The sequence below is a fragment of the Desulfovibrio biadhensis genome, assembly GCF_055388615.1.
On record NZ_AP042477.1, the window covers coordinates 3,485,161 to 3,504,429 of the forward strand.

A 19,269-nucleotide genomic window follows, 5' to 3' on the forward strand; every position below is an offset into this window, starting at 1 on the left:
ATCACCTCCTGCAATCACGAATGATGTTCAGTAAGTGCTTTGTGGCGGTATCTATGCGGAAGTGGCTGTTAAAACAGGAAACTGCCTTGGAAGACATGGCATTCTGTGCAGCATCCGTAAGCCGGATATATGAAGATAGCATGGCTTCAGCGCCCTCTAGGGTATCAGCTTCTGCCAGGCCAGCATCACACTCGACTATCTCGCGCCAAATGTTGACTTTGTTGGAAATGAGCACAGGCGTACCACAGGCCAGGGCTTCCACAACGGCGATGCCGAAATTTTCCTGATGTGAAGGGAGGGCGAAAACATTTGCAGCACTGAGAGCCCCCCATTTGTCTTGCCCGTGAAGCATGCCGAGCCAGAAAACATTGTCGGCTATTCCCATATCCTTGGCAAGATTGGAATATTCTTTTTGCAGTGCTTCAGGAGCCGGACCAGCCAAGAGCAGATTCGTCTCGCGATTCGCACAGACTCTGGCAAAGGCATGCAGGAGCAGATCAACACCTTTTTTTTCATGAATCCGTCCCAAAAATAATATGTTAGGTCTGTTTTTCAATTCAGGAAATTTTGTGAAGAACTCCGCCGCAAGTATGGTCGGGGGGGCTGGCGGTCCTTCTAGTCCCAAAGGGCAAATCCGTCCGTTCACCGTATAAGGGGTGAAGGTGGGGGCCATTCGCATTTCTTCCTGGCAGGTGAATAACACAGCCGCGGCGTCGCGCAGTACCTGGTATTCACGCCATAACCAGTAAAGCTGTTTGGCGTAATGCTTGAGCCTGTTGTTCTCTTTAAACCAGGGGTCAAGCATTCCGTGGGGAAAGATGCAGTACTTGAAGCCCCCTTTTTTTGCGGCAATGCGTGTGGCGTGCCCTTGAAAACGCCACAAACCGTGCGCGATGACGCCATCGTATGACGGGCCGTTTTCTGCCAGCCAGGGAATGAGGCCAGGCGCATTGAATCCTTTCATGGTTTGCGGGAAGAAATGCAAAGGGGCGGGGAGTAATTTTTCCCACTCCGGCCCAGGATGATCCAGGGTGGCTATTTCTGTTTCGTGGCCCTGGCGGATGATTTCTGCACAGAAAAGCCGAATGCTTTCGGAGACGCCGCCCTTGGCTGGATCCATGCTTTGGACGACATGCAGGATACGCATCAGACCCCGGCCTCCTTCATGATGGCCTCCAGCCGTTTGCCAAGAGAAGGGGTGGTTAGCTCATGATATGTGGCGACGGCCTGTTCGCCTGCTTGCAGAATGTCATATTTCTGGTCGAGGATGTTCTGCAAAAGTGCTGTTAATGATGGCAATTTGTCTGTGTAGCTGAAGAGGAAGCCGTTTACTCCATCTGTAATATAGCTGGGTTCAGGTCCCATGTGCGCAAGCATATTGTCGTGGGTGATGACTGGAAGGGCCAAAGCCATATAATGGAGTATGCTCAGACCTGCATCCCCAGGGTAGCAGCCGACTATGCATCTTTCTGCAATTTCAAGAAGCTTGTCTTCTTCATAGATATTGCCGTACCAATGAATCCATTTGTATTTTTCTGTTGCTTGAGCAAGTATGTCGTGCCCCTCACCATCACCTACGATATGTAACGAGATATTGTCTCCAGAAAGATTTGCCATGGCATCTATCAAGAGTTCGAGATTGGATCCTGGGCGTAATCGCCCTATGAACATGACATGCAAGCCAGGTGGAATATGTTCTGGAAGTTTACGCACGCGTTTCAAATGGAGAGAATTGTCTGCCACAGCCAGTTTATCTGACTGCAATCCCAATCGGTGAAATGCTTGCCTGGAATATTCAGTATAACAGATGTACCTTGTCGCAAGCAGCAATTCCATGCGGTAGAGGAACCGGCGCAAAAAGGACAATGCGGACTTGTTGTAGGGGCCCTGGCCGTGACAAAAAATTGGAATACGAAAGAGCAGGCAGTAAAGAAGAGTGTACCAATAGCTCAGGTGTCTGGGGTTTGCTGCGATAAAAACGCCATCAGGATGATCGGCCAGGAGTTTGCGAATCCCTGATTGCCAGAGGAAGCCAAATTTATTTTTAAATTTCAGCGTGATGAACTTGAACCGAGTAGATGCGTCTGGCTGACCGTACCCCTTGTTGTCTTCGGCAATGCATGCGGCAACGGTCATGTCGTACGATTTGGCCAGCGTTTGGAACACAGGGATTCTGTATTTAGCGATATACGGTTGAATAACCAGAAGTTTTTTCATAAAATGTCCCGGTGTTCCCTATTGTTACAACGCAGAATAAATCCTGACCTGCCGTTTGCCACTTTCCGGGCAATCAACGCAAATCTGCGTACAATCGCGGTTCCAGCGAGGGTGCAGGTCACATTTCAAATCCCACAGGAATTTATCTGGTGAATGGATTTTGGCGACGTCACGACGTGTCTTTTGATTCATATCATATATGATCAGACTCATTATTCTTCTTTCATCCGGATAGGTATCGGTCAGCAAGAGCTTTCTGTCGTTCGAGAACATTGGATGCCCATCCGCATCAAGCACGCCGTAGCCGATCAGTTCTCGCTTCCCACTGCCGTCTGTACCGAGAAGGTGGTACCCCTCTTTCCAGAGGCGCTGTTTCAGGCCGGGGCGCCACTTTCTGACGATGTTCAGCAACGGCTTTATCAGAGGATTGGCCAACAGTCCGCCACCTCTTGCCTTGGAAACCGATTGCGGCAAAAAACGTGTCCAGACAAGTATGGAGTTGTCATCATACCAGTCGTAGTGCGTGGCTTTTTCCTGCGAAATGAGCTGCAGATTTCGGCCATCACTGTCTGCAACGAAAAAACGAGTATACAGGTTGCCATCCTGGGTAAAAAGACGATGGAAAAAAGAGAACTTTTTCCCGCTTGGACTGTAAGCAACGTGCGAGACAAAGTGCTTGCTTGCCTCTGACAGCTTACTGCCCTTGAACGTGGCTAAGTCCTTCAAGGATATGAGCAACGTCGTCGTGTCGTTTTCAAGGTCCATGAGAAAAAGCCCCTCATCCTCCGGGGCTACGTCCGTCATGTTACCATAGGCGGGGCCGTCATAGCCGTAGGCTGGCCAGGTCTCGTGCAGTCTGGAAAAGTTGAACGTCAGTGCGTGGCGTCCATCGGGCGCAAGTGCGTATACAGGGCGTGAGAAAACTTTTTCTTCCTTGGATTCAGTGTTGTAGGCAATACTGACCATGGCCCCATCACGACAGCAATTATAGAGGATTACGTTGGGGTGGCCTGGCCGCCATTGCTCGCGTGCACCCTGCTGCCAGTTCCATGTCGTTGTTTCGCCGATGGGGCAAACGTCACCTGTTTCGGGATGCCATATACAGACTTCAGCCACGTCATCACTTGTGGGAAGTCGGTCTGAAATGTCTTCCTTTGTTCTTAGCAGAACAACCTGGTCTCCGTTTTCATTCCATGGGCAAAGATCATGAAATCCGAAAAAGTGGTCGGCATCAGTGGGCGTGGCGTAAAGGTAGTCCTTTGAATCATTAGTAGAAGCATCAGGTTGCATAGCAGTATTCCGTTGTGGCCATTCACATTGTGGTGGAAAAAATTTTTTGACCAGCCCAACAGGGTCAATTAAAAATTTGTGATATTTTCCATACTTTTTAAATATTTTGTCAATCGTGCCGGGTTCACAGCCCATAACTTTTCTGAAGTATCTAGCATGCGTTTTTTTGCTTTCGTCCGCAAGACGCTGTGAAACGGTAATGGAATTTTCGTGGTACGTGAATAGCGACCAGTTCTGATGCTCACATACCAGTTTTTTCCCGGCGAGGCTCATGTCGAGCAGTAATTCAGCATCCCAAGATGTCTTATTGTGTATATTGAATCCTTCCGTCGCTTTGAACGCTTCCTGCCTGAAAAATGTGGATTGTTGCAAAGCAAGTACGCCGCCATGCACAAACCACCAAGGGGTAAATCTGGTGGAGCGGACGTATTTCAGTACATTTCCTGCAGGATCAACAACAAAACCATCGCCGATGACAACATCTGTATCAGGGTGTGATTGGAAGAACGCAGCAACCTTCTCCAGAGTGCCTGGTAGAATAATATCGTCAGCATTGATATAACCGTAAATATCACCAGTGGCATGTGCAAAACCATGGTTCAAACCATCGGCAGGACCTTTGTCTGGCTCGTATAGGATGGTGCTTATCCTGTCTCTGTATTTTTCAATTATATCGCGGCTGCCATCAGTTGATCCTGGATCTACCACTATGTATTCAATATTGGAGTAGGACTGCTCCAAGACAGAGAGGATTGCCCGTTCAAGAAAGTCTTTTTGGTTGAAAGAGATTGTAACGATAGATATGCGCATTGCTTGTTCTTTCCATTAAGTGTTGTACAATTAGTATCTAACTATCATTTTTCTTGAATCTTTTAGAGATAATGGAACGGAATTCATAAACCAAAAAGAATGGCGGTTTTATGGCATTAAAAAAGTAGGCTGTTGGTGAAAGCTGAACAAGGGTTACAGCTCGAGGTATTGCAAAATAGCACATGATCATTTCGCTAAAGACGAGGGCTATGGCTGCTCCAATTACACCAAAAAGTTTTATGAATAAAGCTGCCAATACAATCATAATAATGTTTGAGAGCAAGAACCTGTTGGCGATATCAAAATGCTTGTTCAATGCCGCCAATGCAACATAGCTGGGGAACCAGAATGTATTGATAACTATGCTGAAAATCAAAAGGAAAAACAGGGGGAAATCCATGGCTATTTCTCCCCCCGTCCAAATATCAAGAATAAAATTCCCAGAGAACATGAGAAATATTGATACACAGATTGAAAACCAGATCATTACTTGAGACAGTCTTTCATATAGCTTTCTCATGAGCGCTTCATCACCACTTCCAAAGGCTATCCCCAGTTCAGGAGTGATGATTTGTTCGAAAGAGTTGATGAACATTTTGCCAAAACGGGTGAGTGTTCTGAGGGCAGTAAAGACTACAACTGCGGCTGGGCCGGCAATCATGCCTATTACAATGCGCATTGCCTGTATGTTGAGAGCATTGGACAGGATAGTTGTCATGGATGCAAAAGAAGGCTTGATTAAAACTTTTATTGTAGAAAAATTTATGTGACTAAAGCCGTAACGCAGCCACTTCGTGTTTCTCCACAAAATATAACGTATTCCGAAGAATAGTGCTATTTTGACAACCAGCATTATGATGGACGCTGTATCTGGTTGCAATCCAAGGGAAGCCGCGATAAAGAGCGCAATGTTAGTGAGAAGAAACATGAGCGCAAGGTAAAAGTAGGCTTCGCCATAGCGTCCCTGGCATATAAAGCCGCAATGCAGCAAGTTGGTTTGAATTGTCAGCAGAACAATAATACTTTGCGAAAGCAGTATGGATATGACTTGGGGGCGAGATAATACACTTATGTTTGTAACTTCCTTGATTGGCAGTACGTTTACGAGAACGTAGACAATGGCAAACACAACTAGTGATATGACTGTAAGAAGACCCCAGGTGCTTTGGAAGTATGAGATGGTAGCGTCTCGATCTTTCCGCGATTCTGCCATGACCATTTCGCGGGCTGTTGCGTCTGCAAAGCCTGCACTGGAAATGCTCAAATACTGACTAAATGCTGTTAAAATCAGCCACTCGCCAAATACATCTTTGCCCCAGAATGCGAGAAGAAGTGGTACATTGACAAGTTGAACCAGAACTCTGGCGACTTGACCGAAAAATTGTGATTTAAGACCATTTGTTAAACGGGCCCTTATTGACATTATATGTATTTCCTTTGAAGGAATCGCTTCTTATGCAGCAGCGTTGCGTGCTGCATTAGCTATCAGATTTTTCTTGTGATAGGTATAGCTGTAATTTTGTTTTTTCATACTCAAAGTACGTCAACAGGCCAACTGTAAAGCCAATAGGTACGCGTCTGTCTCCACCAAAAGGTGAATTCACTGTGGCCCAGGCTTCCATTATCATCAATGTTAGACCAGCTGCGCTAATATAGTCTCTTGGCCGGTTTTGCAGGATGTAGAGCCCACACTTGAATACAGCAAAAAAGTAGAACAAGAAAAAAAGTGCAGCGAGTATTCCACCTTCAACCCAAGATTGAAGTATGCAACTGTGCCCCCCAAATTGGCGCGCCTCTGTACTGAATGTATAGGTCCGTCTGCCCAGGTGCTGCCAGGAGCCAGCACCAATCAATGGGGACCTTATTACGGATTCCAAGCCTATCATTAGCCCATGCAGTCTGCCTTCCGTCGAGTCTTTACGGGTGTCCTGGTAAAAGGTTTTGGCATAGCTGTGCATTCCAAATAGGACTGCAAGAGCTAGTGATCCAACTATGAGTACTTTTATTATCTGTTTATTTGTTTGGAATCTGTTTTTCATGAACAAGAGGAGAAAACCAGAGAGGAAGGGTGCTGCGCCGAGGGAACGTGCCCCTTCAATAAGGAACCCTGCGCCTGCACTTGATAAAAGGAGGGACCCCAATATTTTGGGTATGAATGCATAAAGAGCCAATGCGCCATATAAAAGGGCCCAGCCGAGTCTGAACTTCAGGTCCGACAACTCCACATCAAATTGTTGTTCCATAAGTAGTTTGCTGAGCATGAAACCTAATAGCGCCCACCAAATGCTTCTTCTGTCTTTTATCATTACAATGGAAAAGAATAAAATATCTGAAATGACAAAGAATACTCTTGCCCACCCCCGCAACATGTTGTGCAATGTGTTCGCGGCTACAAGATCCGACAGCATGTAGCCCATGAGCATTATGAACGCAAGAATGATAAATTTTACAAAGACTCTTTGCTTCAAAGCCTGACCAAGACCGGTAACCAATAGTATTGGAATTGATAAAAGCATTATTATTTCTCCAATATAAATGGTTCCGACAAACTCTTTCGTCTTGTTGAAGAACAGACAGGCGACAAACGTGTAAATACAGATGAAGCTTGGTCTCGATATGAGTGATTTTGCACCCAAAATCTCGGATGCTTTTTTTGTGGATACGTTCATGGAAATTTTACGTTGCGTTATTGGGATTGGCTTGGTGTATTTTGATGTTGCAAAATGATTGTATTGTACATGTCCAACAAATTTTTGCCAAAATCGCTTTGGCGGTATTTATTTGCGATCAAGAGGGCATTTTTATGGCCCCTGTCTTCAAGTTCATCTCTCATGGTAAAAGCCGTGTGCAGCGCCTTTTGAATCGAATCCGCATCTCCAGGCTCTACAACTATTCCTTGTTCTCCATTGGTAACAATGGAGCCGCTATTGGGGGTTGTCACAATAAAACAACCGCATGCCATTGCCTCAAACACAACCCGAGCAGACCCTTCCGCTCGCGATGGGAATACGAAGATTTCCGATTCCGACATGGCCGTAGCAAGACCTTTGCGATCCAGGACTCCGAGGTATGTGACCCGAGGATCATCAAGAAAATTCTGGTATTGTGTCTTGAGCGTTGGGTTGATAACGCCAGCGATTTTCAACTCCCAATCCAAATCCTTAATGTTTGAAAGCGCCTCCACCAGTTCCGGGGCGCCTTTTCTGAGTTCAAACGTCCCTGCATACAGCAGCGAAAGTGGTCCGTCCTTCTTTTTTTCGGACCGATTTTTGGGGGGGATGGCTTGAAAGAATTTTTCATCAACACCTTGGTATATTACATTTATTTTTTCCGCGGCAATACCCTGGTTGATAAATGTATCTTTCACGAAATCCGAGTTGACCAGGTAACATTGCCCTCGGTCAATATCTTCAAGGACAGGATCCCAAAAAAGCTCACTCTCCGGGTGTTTATAGCCAGGGGCAGGCATCTTTCCCCTGTTCTCTATCATATACTGCAGAACATGGGGGTGGGCTATCGTGTGATCGCATAACCGGACCATGTCCAATTCACGGGCGCGGTCTGCTGCAGCTCCACCAAAGCCTGAGCGAAAGTGGTAAATGTTTGCGCCTTGCCCGTGCAACTTGTTTATGTACTTGACGGCGCAACGTCCGTACTGCCGAAACGTAAATGTCCGCAGTTGCTCAACTTGGGGTTTTATCATGGAAAATTTTCTGAGTGTGGAAATCCAAAGATACGCGTATTCCAAAAAATTTTGATGGTGGATAAGATTTCTGGGAAGGTTTTCCTCTCTGTCCAGAAGTCGCTTAAAACGCCTGTGATTTCTGAGAAAAGGTAGGCCATTAATTACAGTCCTGGATATGGCTGTAGGGTAGGCGCCAGTAATCAAACCGGAAAGCGCACCAAGATTGTTCAGCTCTACTGCGCCAGCAGAAAGATGGTATCGTTGAAATCCATTTGAAATGACGACTTTGGGTGTCATTGATGATCCTGGGGTAAGCAGTAGTATTGTGTTTTTGATATTATATGTTCAATGTGTAACCGGTATTGATGCTATTCTGTCCGCAATACGGTGGGGTATTTTTTGTATTTTTCATATATTCTTACCAATTCTGCATTGTCCATAATGACCCTGCATTTCCACCATTGTCCAGCATCGGCAGCTGCGGTTGCTTTGTCAACGGCTGCCGCAACAGTTTTCCTTTCTTCAGGGTTGTCAGAAATGCCTAAGGCAAGGTCTCGCAGTTCCTGAAGCATTTTCCGACGCTGCTCCTGTATTTCTTTTGGAGGGGATGCAAATGCATTCATGATGTGCATTTGCGGGTTAGTCGTCTTGAATGCTCGGAGCTCAAAGGGCTTCAATGTGAGTTGCATATCCGCCCCTCCTTGGAGAACTGATTTACCTGACCTGAGGGCTTTTACTTCTCCTGCTGTTGTGAAGTACACTTGCGTTTCGCAAGGGTAATTATCCCGATTCACGATGTAGAAATAATAGGCGTCCTTGCCAGCGTATTCTCGAACACTCACAGGATCGGCAGCACCCTCCAACAAGGTGAAATCCACCCGGGGCAGAGCGTAATATTCTGGGAGGAATTCCTGGGTAACAATGTCCGGGCCGAAAGAGAAATTGTTGCCCCCGTCCCCAAGGAATACGGCGTCAGTTTCCGCCATGGCGAGGGCGTATCGCTCCAGCACGCTTCGTCCTGCAGGTTCTGCTGCGATGCTCCACATGCTTTTTTTGGCGTCTGACGGATACCCCAGGTCCTTCATGGGGACAACCTTGGTATCTGCTTCCAGGTATTCGTGGCTGAAAAGGAAATGTCCTTTGCCGCTTCCTAGAAACGTTGTCATTTTTTCTGGCTGCAACATTTCATCACGTATGATCTGCCACAAGTATTCACGCGCCCACACGTGAAAATCGGACATTTTGCGGCCATGTCTGTATCGACCGTTGATAACAACCACGTTTTCGAGGTCGTCGAGGTATTTCATGGACAGGCCTCTGCCGTAGCGTGGTAGCCTGCGCCCCCCTTCTGGTTTTGTTTCCAGGGCGGTCTCGTGGATGTAGACTTTCAAGTCTGGGCGCGATTGTACTACTCTGTCTCTGATTCGCTTGATCAGATCAGCAACTTTGCGCGCCCGCCAGTCTTTCCATTCAGCAAAAGCATTGCTGTTAATCCACGCATAACGTTTTGCAAACCGTTCATTTCCTTCATATTCTGGCAGGGCGACTTCTGTCTCCTTTGTGAAGGCCGCCATGGTGTAATCATCGTACCCCCAATCCAGATTATGAAAATTGTAGAGCCCTGAGTTTTGCCACTCCATAAACCGCAGGCTGACTCCTTCCAGGGAGGAGAAATCTTTGTACCGGTCTGTAAAGTCGCCAATCAAGCCGATAAGCCACTTTTGGTTCTCAGGATAAAGCATATTGTAGCGAGCAATGAATGGGCTTCTTTTAACGTGGGCCTGGCCATCTTTAGATACGTAGAGGTTTTTATCCGCCGGAATGGGGGACCAGTGCAGCAGCATGCTGGCCATGGGGTGAAATTCCGCAATGAACTGCATGTTCCAGCGTTCGGCCTCAAGCATCAAAATTTTTGCAATGTCGGTTTGGGCGGGGGTCGCATCCACTTCATAGGTGCTGGGATACATGCGCGAACCGTATGCGTTCACAGGCATGATCATGGTGTTTTCTCCATAGGAGGCCATGAGTTGCGCCCACCGTGCGCATGCTTCTTCGTAACCGGCTACCTTTTGGTTCTTGTCCATGCCTACCAAATTGATAAAGGTAAGATTTTCTTCGTACCAATGGGCATATTGGCGCATATTCTTAGTGAAATGCGGGGTGGGGCCATTGGCTGCCATGGAGTAAATCTTGATTTTTGTCACAGCCGCCCGCATTCCATCATGGGCGTTCAGGATGACCACTCTCAGGTCTGATTTTGTGGGCCAGCAAACGAGTGAAGCGGTTTGCGTCTTCATGCTTGGCACAAATTCGCCCCCTGTCTCCACGCCAATCATGGGAGAGAAAAGTCCATTATTGGGAACTATCCCGATTCCGAATTCTCTGAGTGTGTTGTCGGGGTAATCCACTTCAATAAGGTAGGGCGCATCTGGTTGAGGGATGGCGAGCTTGTAGGCGAACCAGCTGACATCTTTCTCATTTTGATTTCCACGGGTACGGAATCCTTTTGTTTCGGATTCTACATACGCCCCTGATTCATTGGTAATGACCTGTGGCTTGCCGCCGCCATAATATGGAGGAGGGGAGGCAGGGCAGTCGATTTCCTGGAGCAATTTTCCTTTGGTCAGGGTGGGTTTGGGTTCCCCAGTGGAAATGGCAAAAACACTGAATGAAGCTGTTTCAGGACTTTTTATTCTACCGTCATGGAGGAATATCTGGTATTCGCCCGGTGTCTCCAAGCGAACAGATCCAACTGTACTACTGCTGTTTTTTTTGCTGACCGGAAGTGTGACACTGCTTCGGTATGTATTTCCATTGTCTTTGTTTTTAGCATCAATATAAACTTTTTTTCCTGAAACTTGAGGTGCGTAAGCAATATCGAAGCTGACGCTCTTTCCTGATTGCACGACATCAGAGTAATCTTTCTCTATGCGGATGGATTGCATGAGAGAACCGTTGCTCGGTTTCAGGACAATATCCTGGATGCCTTTGAAGCCTATCCAGAAGTTTGCTTCTAGGGTTAAAACATGCTTTCCAGCATCGATAAAGTATGTGCAGGTATTGTTGAAGATGTAAAAGGGGGGGGTGTTGTCTATTTGTAGCTTGTACCAATCCTGGGCGGTCCCTTTTTCAGGATTGAAGCCGATATTGTACCACCCGGCTTGTGGTACAGTGAAGTGGTATTTCACCAAACCATTTACAGACTCCCATTTCGCTCCTTCTGGAATGCAGCCCAGGCAGCCAGTGCTGCGGACGTATTTTTCAGAATTTGGGGAGGTAAAGTCTGAATAGAAATAATCTGCAGCAGGGATGACAATAGACTTTGCAGCGATTGCCGTGTGCGCCCCTTGCAAAAGAATGAGTAAGAGGAGGACTGATATCTTGAGTGCTTTCATAGTTGCTAACCCGCTCGTAAAATGTCCTCCACCATCGCAGCAAAAGCCAGGTTTGGCGCTGTTCTAAAAGAAATGATGGTAACTATGCCAAGTATTCTTTTGTATACGTACGCAAGATGCCCTCATGCAATGGTATTTTGTGTGACCATCCTGTTGCCTTGACTTTTTCCACGTACAACAGTTTTTGGGGCGTACCATCAGGCTTGTTCGAATCCCAGACAACTTCTCCTTCATACCCCACTGCCCGTGCAACAAGTGCAGCCAGTTCCTTGATGGTCAGGTCCTGGCCGGTGCCGATGTTCATGAGTTCTGTGCTGGCAGTGCCGAACATGACATGCACGCACGCGTCCGCCATATCGTCCACGTGCAGGAATTCGCGCCGGGCAGCACCGGTCCCCCAGAGCATCACTTTGCAGTCGGAGGCGTCACGCCGGTCATATCCAATGGCTTTTTTGATGTCCGCGGGGATGGCGCCGTATCGTGCTTCGTCTTGCTCAATACCATCCCAATCTTCTTGCAATGCCAGTTTGCCCAAATGGAACTTGCGCATCATCGCCGGCATAACATGGGACATCTCAAGATTGAAATTGTCGTCCGGACCATACAAATTCGTTGGCATGACAGGGACAAAAGACGTCCCGTACTGCCTGTTGTAAGCGTCGCACATTTCAATGCCGGCTATCTTGGCGACAGCGTAGGGCGAGTTGGTCTGTTCTAGCGGGCCCGTCATAAGGTATTCCTCACGGATGGGCTGCGGGCATTCACGGGGGTAAATGCAAGAACTACCCAGGAATACCAGACGCTTGACCCCGGCAAGATAGGCCTGATGCAAAACATTCGTTTGGATCATCAGGTTTTTATAAATGAATTCACCCCTGTATATGTCATTGGCATGAATGCCGCCAACTTTTGCCGCAGCAAGGAAAACGTATTCGGGGTTTTCAGCTTGAAAAAACGCGGCCACTTCATGCGGATCGGTGAGATCCAGCTGCGAATGGGTGCGTGTAATGATGTTCTCATACCCCTTGGCTTGCAGGTTGCGCACAATGGCGGAACCCACAAGGCCTCTGTGTCCTGCTACGTAAACAGGTGTATTGCTTGCTTCGGTCATTGAATTACTCGAACTGGTTGAAGGTGCGATAGCCACGTGTACGTACCAACTGGTCCCGCTCGGCTTCTTTCAAATCTTCTCGTACCATTGAGCGGATCATTTCTTCAAAGCTGATTTCGGGTTCCCATCCCAGCTTCTCTTTGGCCTTGGAGGGATCACCAAGCAGGGTTTCCACCTCTGTGGGGCGAAAATAGCGGGGATCGACGTGCACCAGTTCCACGCCGGTGTTTTTCTCCTTGCCCACTTCGTCTATCCCGGAGCCTTCCCAAACAAGGTCTATTCCAACTTCGGCAAATGCGAAGGTCACCATTTCACGAACGGAGTGGTTGACACCAGTGGCGACGACAAAGTCTTCAGGTCTCTCTTGCTGCAGCATCAGCCACATGGCTTTCACGTAATCCTGCGCGTGCCCCCAGTCTCGTTTTGAATCGAGATTGCCGAGGTAAATCGCGTCCTGCAGGCCGAGTTTTATCCTGGCGACAGCACGGGTTACCTTGCGTGTGACAAACGTCTCACCACGGATTGGGGACTCATGGTTGAAGAGAATGCCGTTTACGGCAAACATATTGTACGCTTCACGGTAGTTGACCGTAATCCAGTATGCGTACACCTTGGCCGCGGCGTAAGGGCTTCTGGGGTAGAACGGAGTGGTTTCTTTTTGCGGAATCTCTTGCACTTTGCCGAACATTTCGCTGGTGGATGCCTGATAGAATTTTGTTTTATCAGTTAGGCCCAGGATGCGGATGGCTTCCAAAAGTCTGAGAGTGCCTATGGCGTCCGAGTTGGCCGTGTATTCGGGCGATTCAAAAGACACCGCAACGTGACTTTGGGCGGCAAGGTTGTATATCTCGTCGGGCTGCACCTGTTGAATGATGCGAATCAGGTTGGATGAGTCGGTTAGATCTGCATAATGCAGGATGAACTTGAGGTCGGATTCGTGAGGATCCTGGTAAAGGTGGTCAACGCGCGCTGTGTTGAATGATGATGAGCGCCGTTTGAGCCCATGCACCTCATATTTTTTTGCCAGAAGCAATTCAGCAAGATAAGCCCCGTCCTGTCCAGTACATCCGCAGATAAGTGCTTTTTTCATTGGTTCGCTACTCTGTTACAGGTGCAAGTGTTCATTGTTGCTCTATCCAGTGCGTAAATACAAAGTACGGCTGTCAGGTTCTATTTTTTCCTTATCCGGCCAAAGTCATCCTCGTCCCGGACTATATCGTCCTCACCAAGATAGCTGCCGGTTTGAACCTCGATGAGTTCCAGGGGGATTTTTCCCGGATTCTCAAGGCGATGCGTGTAACCAAGGGGAATGTAGGTCGATTGATCTTCGCTCAGGGGGAACGTCTCTTCGCCCTTTGTGACCAATGCGGTTCCTTTGACCACAACCCAATGTTCAGCGCGATGGAAGTGTCTTTGCAAAGAAAGCTTGGCTCCCGGCTTAACCGTGATGCGTTTGACCTGGAAACGCCCCCCGAGGTCAATGCCTTCGTAATTGCCCCAGGGACGATAAACGCGTTTGTGGATGTCCGCTTCTTCGCGCTTTGAACTGTTGAGGGCGTTTACAAGCATCTTTACGTCTTGCACCTGGTCCTTGGGCGCCACCAACACCGCATCGGAAGTTTCCACCACCACGTGATCCTCAACACCAACAACCGCCAGCAATCTGCCAGTGGAATGCAGGTACGAGTTCTTCACGTTTTTGAGAACCACGTCGCCAATGGTCACATTGCCAGCATCATCCTTGGGTTTGATATCCCATAATGCAGACCAGGAACCGATGTCGCTCCATTGTGAATCCAGGTCCACCACAACACCGTTGTCGGTCTTTTCCATCACGGCGTAGTCAATGGAATTGCTTGGGGAAACCTCAAACGCGTCACTGTCCAGACGCAGAAAGTCAAGGTCGGTTTCGCTGCCGGCAAAGGCTTTGGAAACGGCATCCGCCATGTCCGGTTCAAAACGGGTCAGTTCGTCGAGATACGTTTTGGCGGAAAAAAGGAACATGCCGCTATTCCAGAGATAATCACCTTCCTGGAGATAGCGCTCGGCAGTTTCAAGGTCCGGTTTCTCTACAAATTGTGCAATCTTGTGGCAGCAGCTTTCTTCTGCAGAGGTGGCAGCGGAAATGCTTTCACCTCGTTTGATATATCCGTACCCCGTTTCAGGAGATTTTGGGACAATGCCAAAGGTTACCAGGCCGCCAGCCTCCGCATGGGGGGCACCCGCGGCGATGGCTTTGGCAAAGGCCTGAAGATCGCCAATGTAGTGGTCTGCAGGCAGAATCAGAAGCAGAGCGTCGTCCCCTGCGCTCAGGGCCTGTTCCGCAGCAATGGCCGCTGCAGGAGCAGTGTTGCGCCCCATAGGCTCCAGGATAATGCGTTGTGGCGTAACATCGAGAAGGCGGCATTGCTCTGCAACAAGAAATCTATGCTCTTCATTGCAAATGATAATTGGGGCGCTGACATTCTCAATGTTTGTTATGCGCTCAATGGTTTCCTGTAGAATGGAATTTTCAGAATCAAGCAAGGGAAGATACTGCTTGGGATACAGCTTTCGAGAAAGGGGCCACAGCCTGGTGCCGGAACCTCCGGAAAGCAATACAGGAATAATGACTTTGCTCATGGTACCTAATCCTTGTCTTCTGGCAGAGAAAGGGAAAGATACCCTTTTTCCTGCAGATGTTCGAGGATAACCCTTGCGCCTTCGCTAGGGGTAAACGTTGTAGTGTCAACCACCACATCTGGTTGCAACGGCTGTTCATAAGGGTCGTCTATGCCCGTCACACCTTTGATCACACCTGCGCGTGCCTTGGCATACAGGCCTTTGCGGTCACGTTGCTCGCAAACCTCAAGGGGGGTGGACATGAATACCTCCACAAATCCACCATGCTTTGAAATCATGCGCCGCACTTCGCTTCTTGATTCTTCATATGGTGCTATGGGAGCGCAAATGGCAATACCCTTGTTCTTGGTTATCTCACTCGCTACAAAACCGATACGGGTAACATTGAGATTTCTGTGCTTTTTTGAAAAATCGAGTTCACTTGAAAGGTTGCGCCGGACAATATCGCCATCCAATAGGGTGACAGGGCGTCCTTGTAGCTCGAGTAGTTTGACATAAAGCACTTTTGCAAGGGTGGACTTGCCGGCCCCTGAAAGACCTGTGAGGAAAATTGTAAAGCCCTGTTGCGAGCGCGGCGGCATGGAGTGCCTCAGCTCCCCAACAACCTCTGGAAAGGTTACCCAGTCGGGAATGTCTTCGCCTTTGGCAAGCATGTTACAAAGCTGTTTGTGGGAAATAACCTGCGTTGCAACATCTTCCTTCACCTCTTCAGGAAGAATGAACATGCTGAATTCAGGCACATACACACGGGGGCGCTCCAGGATGGGAACTATGTCCAGGTCCTTTTCATGCTTGAGCAGTGCGTCGAAGGCGATTTCTGGTGGGTAGAAACGCGGTGTATTCAGTTCGTTTTTAAGTGGATCGTCGTGGTGCGCATGCACCAGAAAATGCGTGCACCCGTAGTTGCGAATAATTGCTGCTTGCAGCAGCGCCCCTTTGGGCCCTGCACCGCGCCAACGCATGGGGGTGAGGTTCAAAAGCGCAGCATTACGGGGCAGGTGCTGCATGAAGTGACGATAGCAACGCACCAGCGTAAAATGCTCTACATCCGAGAGGGCGGTAGGTCCGATCAAAGGGGTGAGAAGAAGCTTTGCCCCTTTTTCCACTGCAGTGTTCAAAAGCATTTCTCGCTGCATGCGGTGAGGGGGCTCTTCCGATTGGTAAGCCATGATCCGCCCCCAACCGCGTTCCGAAAAGATACGGTGCAGATCAGAAGGAGGGCGCCGCAGGGATGTGAAGTCGTAATGCTGGGGGAAATGAAGACCTTCAATACGCCCCCCAACATAATAACACCCTTTTTGTTGCAAAAGATTTTTGACCTGTGGGTGCAGAGCGCCGTCTGTAGTGCCGTATATCGCCTGGGCTTCACGCTCCAAATCCGGTTGCCAGATGTCCTGAACATGCAAGATGGCGAGCAGAAACCCTTCCGGATCTCTCAAGGTCAGCATCCTGGCCTTTTCGGCAAGTTCAGCTGTGGTGGCATCAAGAGACAGCGTAATGGGGTAGGGCCAGAAGTCACCGCTTTGCAAATGCATGCTTTCAAGAACTGATTCGTAATCAGCAGCTTGCATGTACCCCTGAAGCGGAAAGAAACCACGGTTCAGTAAAAGTTCGAGGTCGCAGAGTTCTTCAGTGTCGAGTAGCCGGGATGGCATGTCCACGGCCATCTTTTTCAGTTGTTCGATACGTCGGAAGTGAACAAGAAGGTTTTCAGAATTCGGCAAATGCGTGGTTTCCATTAAGCTCATTACTTTTCTTTGCTAAAAAGTATTTTCAAAATAGGTTGTACAGGAAAGCGCTTTTTTTGGAAGCGTAAGCAAATCACCACTGATCAGGCAGGCGTCCGCCCCTTCCTGCAGCGTACATTACAGGGCGCGCAAAAAAAATCAAAAAAAGAAATGAATAAGCAAACACGTTCCTGTGGCGTAGAGAGGCTCGATGCGCGCACATGCTTGAAGCCGGTCAGCTAGCGTCCCCGAAATTTACCAAAAAGTCCTGGTTTCTTTTGTGGTTCCGGTGCTTCCTGTTTTAGGGAGAACTCTTCTCGAGCCACCGGGTTTGATTTTCTGCTGGCAAGTTCCTCATGCATTTTACCAAGCTGGACCAGCAAGCGCTCATTCTTCTTTCTTTCGTCATCCAGAAGCTTTTTCAACGTGCGCACGACCACGTCTCGCTCTTTATCGATGCGTTTTTCCAACTCCTGCCCCTGCCATTGCACCGTTGCCCACATTTTATCGTAGCTTGATTCCAGGGCTGCAAGCCGGGAAGTAAGCGCATCATAATCGCCTCCCCCTTCCGTGTAGCGCAGTCGCGCCGGGGAACCCAATGTCGCAGCGGGTAGCAAGCCTTCCTGGAAACGGTCTTCCAGCACCTGTTTGACCATGGGGGCAGTGACCTGAGGCAATTCGTCGGCATACGCATAGACAAGGCAGGAGTCACAGAGCACGTTTATCAGTCGCGGTATCCCTTTTGAATACTCATAGATGGCATCGATAGCTGCGTTGTCGAAGAGGTTCAGGCGTTTCGCCCCTGCCGCCCTGAGTCTGTGCTCGATGTAATTGTGCACCTCCTCCTGACTGAGCGGCCCAAGGTGATAGCTGATTGTCACGCGTTGCGCCAGTTGCGAAAGTTCCGGCTGTTGCAAGCGCTCTCGCAATTCAGGTTGTCCGACAAGACAAATCTGCAATAACGTATGGTCTTCGGCCTGGAGATTGGAAAGCATTCGGACTTCTTCCAAAGTGCGATGCGACAGATTTTGGGCTTCGTCCACTATGAGCAGACAGCGTTGGTTTCTGCTGTAGGCTTCTATGAGGTAGTCGTTCAACGCCTCCATGTTCTTTGCTTTTTCGTCATAGAGCGGTTCGATTTCAAATTCCTGCATGACGAAGCGCACCAGGTCGTCTTCGCTGAACGTGGCGTTAAACAGCGCAGCAACATTCATTTCTTTTTGAATGTCGTTCAATAAATGGCGAATGAGGGTTGTTTTTCCCGTGCCTACCTCGCCCGTAAGAAGAATAAAGCCGGAGCCTTCGGTCAGGCCGTATTCAAGATACGTCAGCGCAAGGGTATGCTTTTCCCCAGGGTACAGTATTGCGGGGTTGGGCACTATCGAGAATGGTTTCTCTTTTAACCCGAAAAATTCCTCGTACATGGATAATCCTGTTGATTAATATGAGACTTGTGCAGGTTGACCCAAGGTTACCCGAGTTTAGTGAGGAATGAACCAAGGACATTTTTACCCTCAAGAAGTCTGCAAGCTTCTTCGAGGTCTTCTTTTCTTGTGCGGTTAGCTTCGACTACAAGCAGAATGGCGTCAACATAATTCGCAAACACCAGTGCGTCGGGCATCTCCAGCAAATGAGGGCAATCGTATATTACGTAGCGATCAGGGTAGCGGTTTTTGATTTCATGGACCAGGTGCTCCATCCGCGGGGTGGCAAGCAAATCTGTGGAGCCAAGCAGCGGTTTGCCTGATGGGAGCACTACCATTTTTTCGATTCCTGGATTGACCAGCAGATTCGGAATTTCTACTGTATCATCAACAAGATAGTCTGTGAGTCCGGCATCGCTCCCGGTCAAGCCGAGCAGACTGCGCACCATGGGCGTGCGAAAGTTTGCGTCAACGAGAAGGGAAGTATACCCCGGCTGACAGGCTATGGTCATTGCCAGATTCACACTGGTTACGCTCTTCCCTTCTCTTGGGCGGGGGCTCGTCACCATGAGCGTGTTCCAACGCTTATGCTTTGTGCGTTGTAGTATCTGCGTTCTTAATACGTAGTAGCTATCCAGGACCGCAGGCGAGCTGCGATGCGTGATTATTCGATTGTTTTCAAGGTGCCTGTCATCTGTCGAAAGGACTTTTGTGCTGCCAAAGGTAGTGTCCAAAGCATCTGTTGATGATGGATACGGAGTCTCCGCTATTGTATCTTCCATTTTGGGAGAAGGATAGAGATGGCTTGAAGACTCGGCATGCGAGGGCTGCTGGATATACTCGGGCGTTTCAACATCTATAGGTTCAGGCTGTCGAATATTGTCCTGGCGCTGGCTACGTACCTGCCTCGCCTTTTCCATAGCTTTTGCAAGTTTGCTCATGCTTTTTCCTGAATGCAGAAGGTGCTGATTATCGTTTCTTCAATTCA

At 48.5% G+C, this 19,269-nt stretch carries 13 protein-coding genes; all 13 read right to left on the reverse strand.

Going from position 1 to position 19,269, the window contains the following annotated elements; all coding sequences use genetic code 11:
* Position 1 precedes the first annotated feature (1 nt).
* The gene (locus ACZ5EH_RS15105; RefSeq protein ID WP_464274707.1) at positions 2-1,147 is read right to left on the reverse strand and encodes a glycosyltransferase; all 1,146 of its coding nucleotides are present in this window, start codon (positions 1,145-1,147) and stop codon (positions 2-4) included.
* The gene (locus ACZ5EH_RS15110) at positions 1,147-2,217 is read right to left on the reverse strand and encodes a glycosyltransferase family 4 protein (RefSeq protein WP_464274708.1); all 1,071 of its coding nucleotides are present in this window, start codon (positions 2,215-2,217) and stop codon (positions 1,147-1,149) included. Before ACZ5EH_RS15110 ends, ACZ5EH_RS15105 begins: the two co-directional genes overlap by 1 nt.
* A gap of 24 nt (positions 2,218-2,241) precedes the next feature.
* On the reverse strand, positions 2,242-4,317 hold the full coding sequence (locus ACZ5EH_RS15115) for a glycosyltransferase family 2 protein (RefSeq protein ID WP_464274709.1): 2,076 nt from the start codon (positions 4,315-4,317) through the stop codon (positions 2,242-2,244).
* A gap of 37 nt (positions 4,318-4,354) precedes the next feature.
* Positions 4,355-5,740 carry a lipopolysaccharide biosynthesis protein gene (locus ACZ5EH_RS15120; protein WP_464274710.1) on the reverse strand — a complete coding sequence of 462 codons (1,386 nt, stop codon included), beginning with the start codon at positions 5,738-5,740 and terminating at the stop codon, positions 4,355-4,357.
* Positions 5,741-5,795: 55 nt separating this feature from the next.
* Positions 5,796-6,986, reverse strand: a complete 1,191-nt coding sequence (locus ACZ5EH_RS15125; RefSeq protein ID WP_464274711.1) for an O-antigen ligase family protein — start codon at positions 6,984-6,986, stop codon at positions 5,796-5,798.
* A 17-nt stretch (positions 6,987-7,003) separates the two neighbouring features.
* A complete protein-coding gene (locus tag ACZ5EH_RS15130) occupies positions 7,004-8,299 on the reverse strand; it encodes a glycosyltransferase family 4 protein (protein ID WP_464274712.1) in 1,296 nt (431 codons plus the stop codon).
* A 71-nt stretch (positions 8,300-8,370) separates the two neighbouring features.
* A complete protein-coding gene (locus ACZ5EH_RS15135; protein WP_464274713.1) occupies positions 8,371-11,397 on the reverse strand; it encodes a hypothetical protein in 3,027 nt (1,008 codons plus the stop codon).
* Positions 11,398-11,479: 82 nt separating this feature from the next.
* Positions 11,480-12,508 carry a GDP-L-fucose synthase family protein gene (locus ACZ5EH_RS15140; protein WP_464274714.1) on the reverse strand — a complete coding sequence of 343 codons (1,029 nt, stop codon included), beginning with the start codon at positions 12,506-12,508 and terminating at the stop codon, positions 11,480-11,482.
* 4 nt (positions 12,509-12,512) lie between these two features.
* Positions 12,513-13,598: a GDP-mannose 4,6-dehydratase gene (gmd, locus tag ACZ5EH_RS15145; protein ID WP_464274715.1), complete on the reverse strand. Its 1,086-nt coding sequence runs from the start codon at positions 13,596-13,598 to the stop codon at positions 12,513-12,515.
* Between the two features lie 80 nt (positions 13,599-13,678).
* Positions 13,679-15,130, reverse strand: coding sequence for a mannose-1-phosphate guanylyltransferase/mannose-6-phosphate isomerase (locus tag ACZ5EH_RS15150; protein ID WP_464274716.1), 1,452 nt, complete (start codon positions 15,128-15,130; stop codon positions 13,679-13,681).
* Between the two features lie 5 nt (positions 15,131-15,135).
* A complete protein-coding gene (locus ACZ5EH_RS15155; RefSeq protein WP_464274717.1) occupies positions 15,136-16,878 on the reverse strand; it encodes a bifunctional sulfate adenylyltransferase/adenylylsulfate kinase in 1,743 nt (580 codons plus the stop codon).
* Positions 16,879-17,096: 218 nt separating this feature from the next.
* The gene (locus ACZ5EH_RS15160) at positions 17,097-18,281 is read right to left on the reverse strand and encodes an XrtA/PEP-CTERM system-associated ATPase (RefSeq protein WP_464274718.1); all 1,185 of its coding nucleotides are present in this window, start codon (positions 18,279-18,281) and stop codon (positions 17,097-17,099) included.
* 47 nt (positions 18,282-18,328) lie between these two features.
* Positions 18,329-19,222 carry a polysaccharide biosynthesis tyrosine autokinase gene (locus tag ACZ5EH_RS15165; protein ID WP_464274719.1) on the reverse strand — a complete coding sequence of 298 codons (894 nt, stop codon included), beginning with the start codon at positions 19,220-19,222 and terminating at the stop codon, positions 18,329-18,331.
* Between the last annotated feature and the right edge of the window lie 47 nt (positions 19,223-19,269).

Excerpts from the sequence above, each read along its gene's own strand:
- ACZ5EH_RS15160 (WP_464274718.1), bottom strand. The coding sequence starts at position 18,281 with ATGTACGAGGAATTTTTCGGGTTAAAAGAGAAACCATTCTCGATAGTG.
- ACZ5EH_RS15150 (WP_464274716.1), bottom strand. The coding sequence starts at position 15,130 with ATGAGCAAAGTCATTATTCCTGTATTGCTTTCCGGAGGTTCCGGCACC.
- ACZ5EH_RS15105 (WP_464274707.1), bottom strand. The coding sequence starts at position 1,147 with ATGCGTATCCTGCATGTCGTCCAAAGCATGGATCCAGCCAAGGGCGGC.
- gmd (WP_464274715.1), bottom strand. The coding sequence starts at position 13,598 with ATGAAAAAAGCACTTATCTGCGGATGTACTGGACAGGACGGGGCTTAT.
- ACZ5EH_RS15115 (WP_464274709.1), bottom strand. The coding sequence starts at position 4,317 with ATGCGCATATCTATCGTTACAATCTCTTTCAACCAAAAAGACTTTCTT.
- ACZ5EH_RS15120 (WP_464274710.1), bottom strand. The coding sequence starts at position 5,740 with ATGTCAATAAGGGCCCGTTTAACAAATGGTCTTAAATCACAATTTTTC.
- ACZ5EH_RS15165 (WP_464274719.1), bottom strand. The coding sequence starts at position 19,222 with ATGAGCAAACTTGCAAAAGCTATGGAAAAGGCGAGGCAGGTACGTAGC.
- ACZ5EH_RS15125 (WP_464274711.1), bottom strand. The coding sequence starts at position 6,986 with ATGAACGTATCCACAAAAAAAGCATCCGAGATTTTGGGTGCAAAATCA.
- ACZ5EH_RS15155 (WP_464274717.1), bottom strand. The coding sequence starts at position 16,878 with ATGAGCTTAATGGAAACCACGCATTTGCCGAATTCTGAAAACCTTCTT.
- ACZ5EH_RS15140 (WP_464274714.1), bottom strand. The coding sequence starts at position 12,508 with ATGACCGAAGCAAGCAATACACCTGTTTACGTAGCAGGACACAGAGGC.
- ACZ5EH_RS15130 (WP_464274712.1), bottom strand. The coding sequence starts at position 8,299 with ATGACACCCAAAGTCGTCATTTCAAATGGATTTCAACGATACCATCTT.
- ACZ5EH_RS15135 (WP_464274713.1), bottom strand. The coding sequence starts at position 11,397 with ATGAAAGCACTCAAGATATCAGTCCTCCTCTTACTCATTCTTTTGCAA.
- ACZ5EH_RS15110 (WP_464274708.1), bottom strand. The coding sequence starts at position 2,217 with ATGAAAAAACTTCTGGTTATTCAACCGTATATCGCTAAATACAGAATC.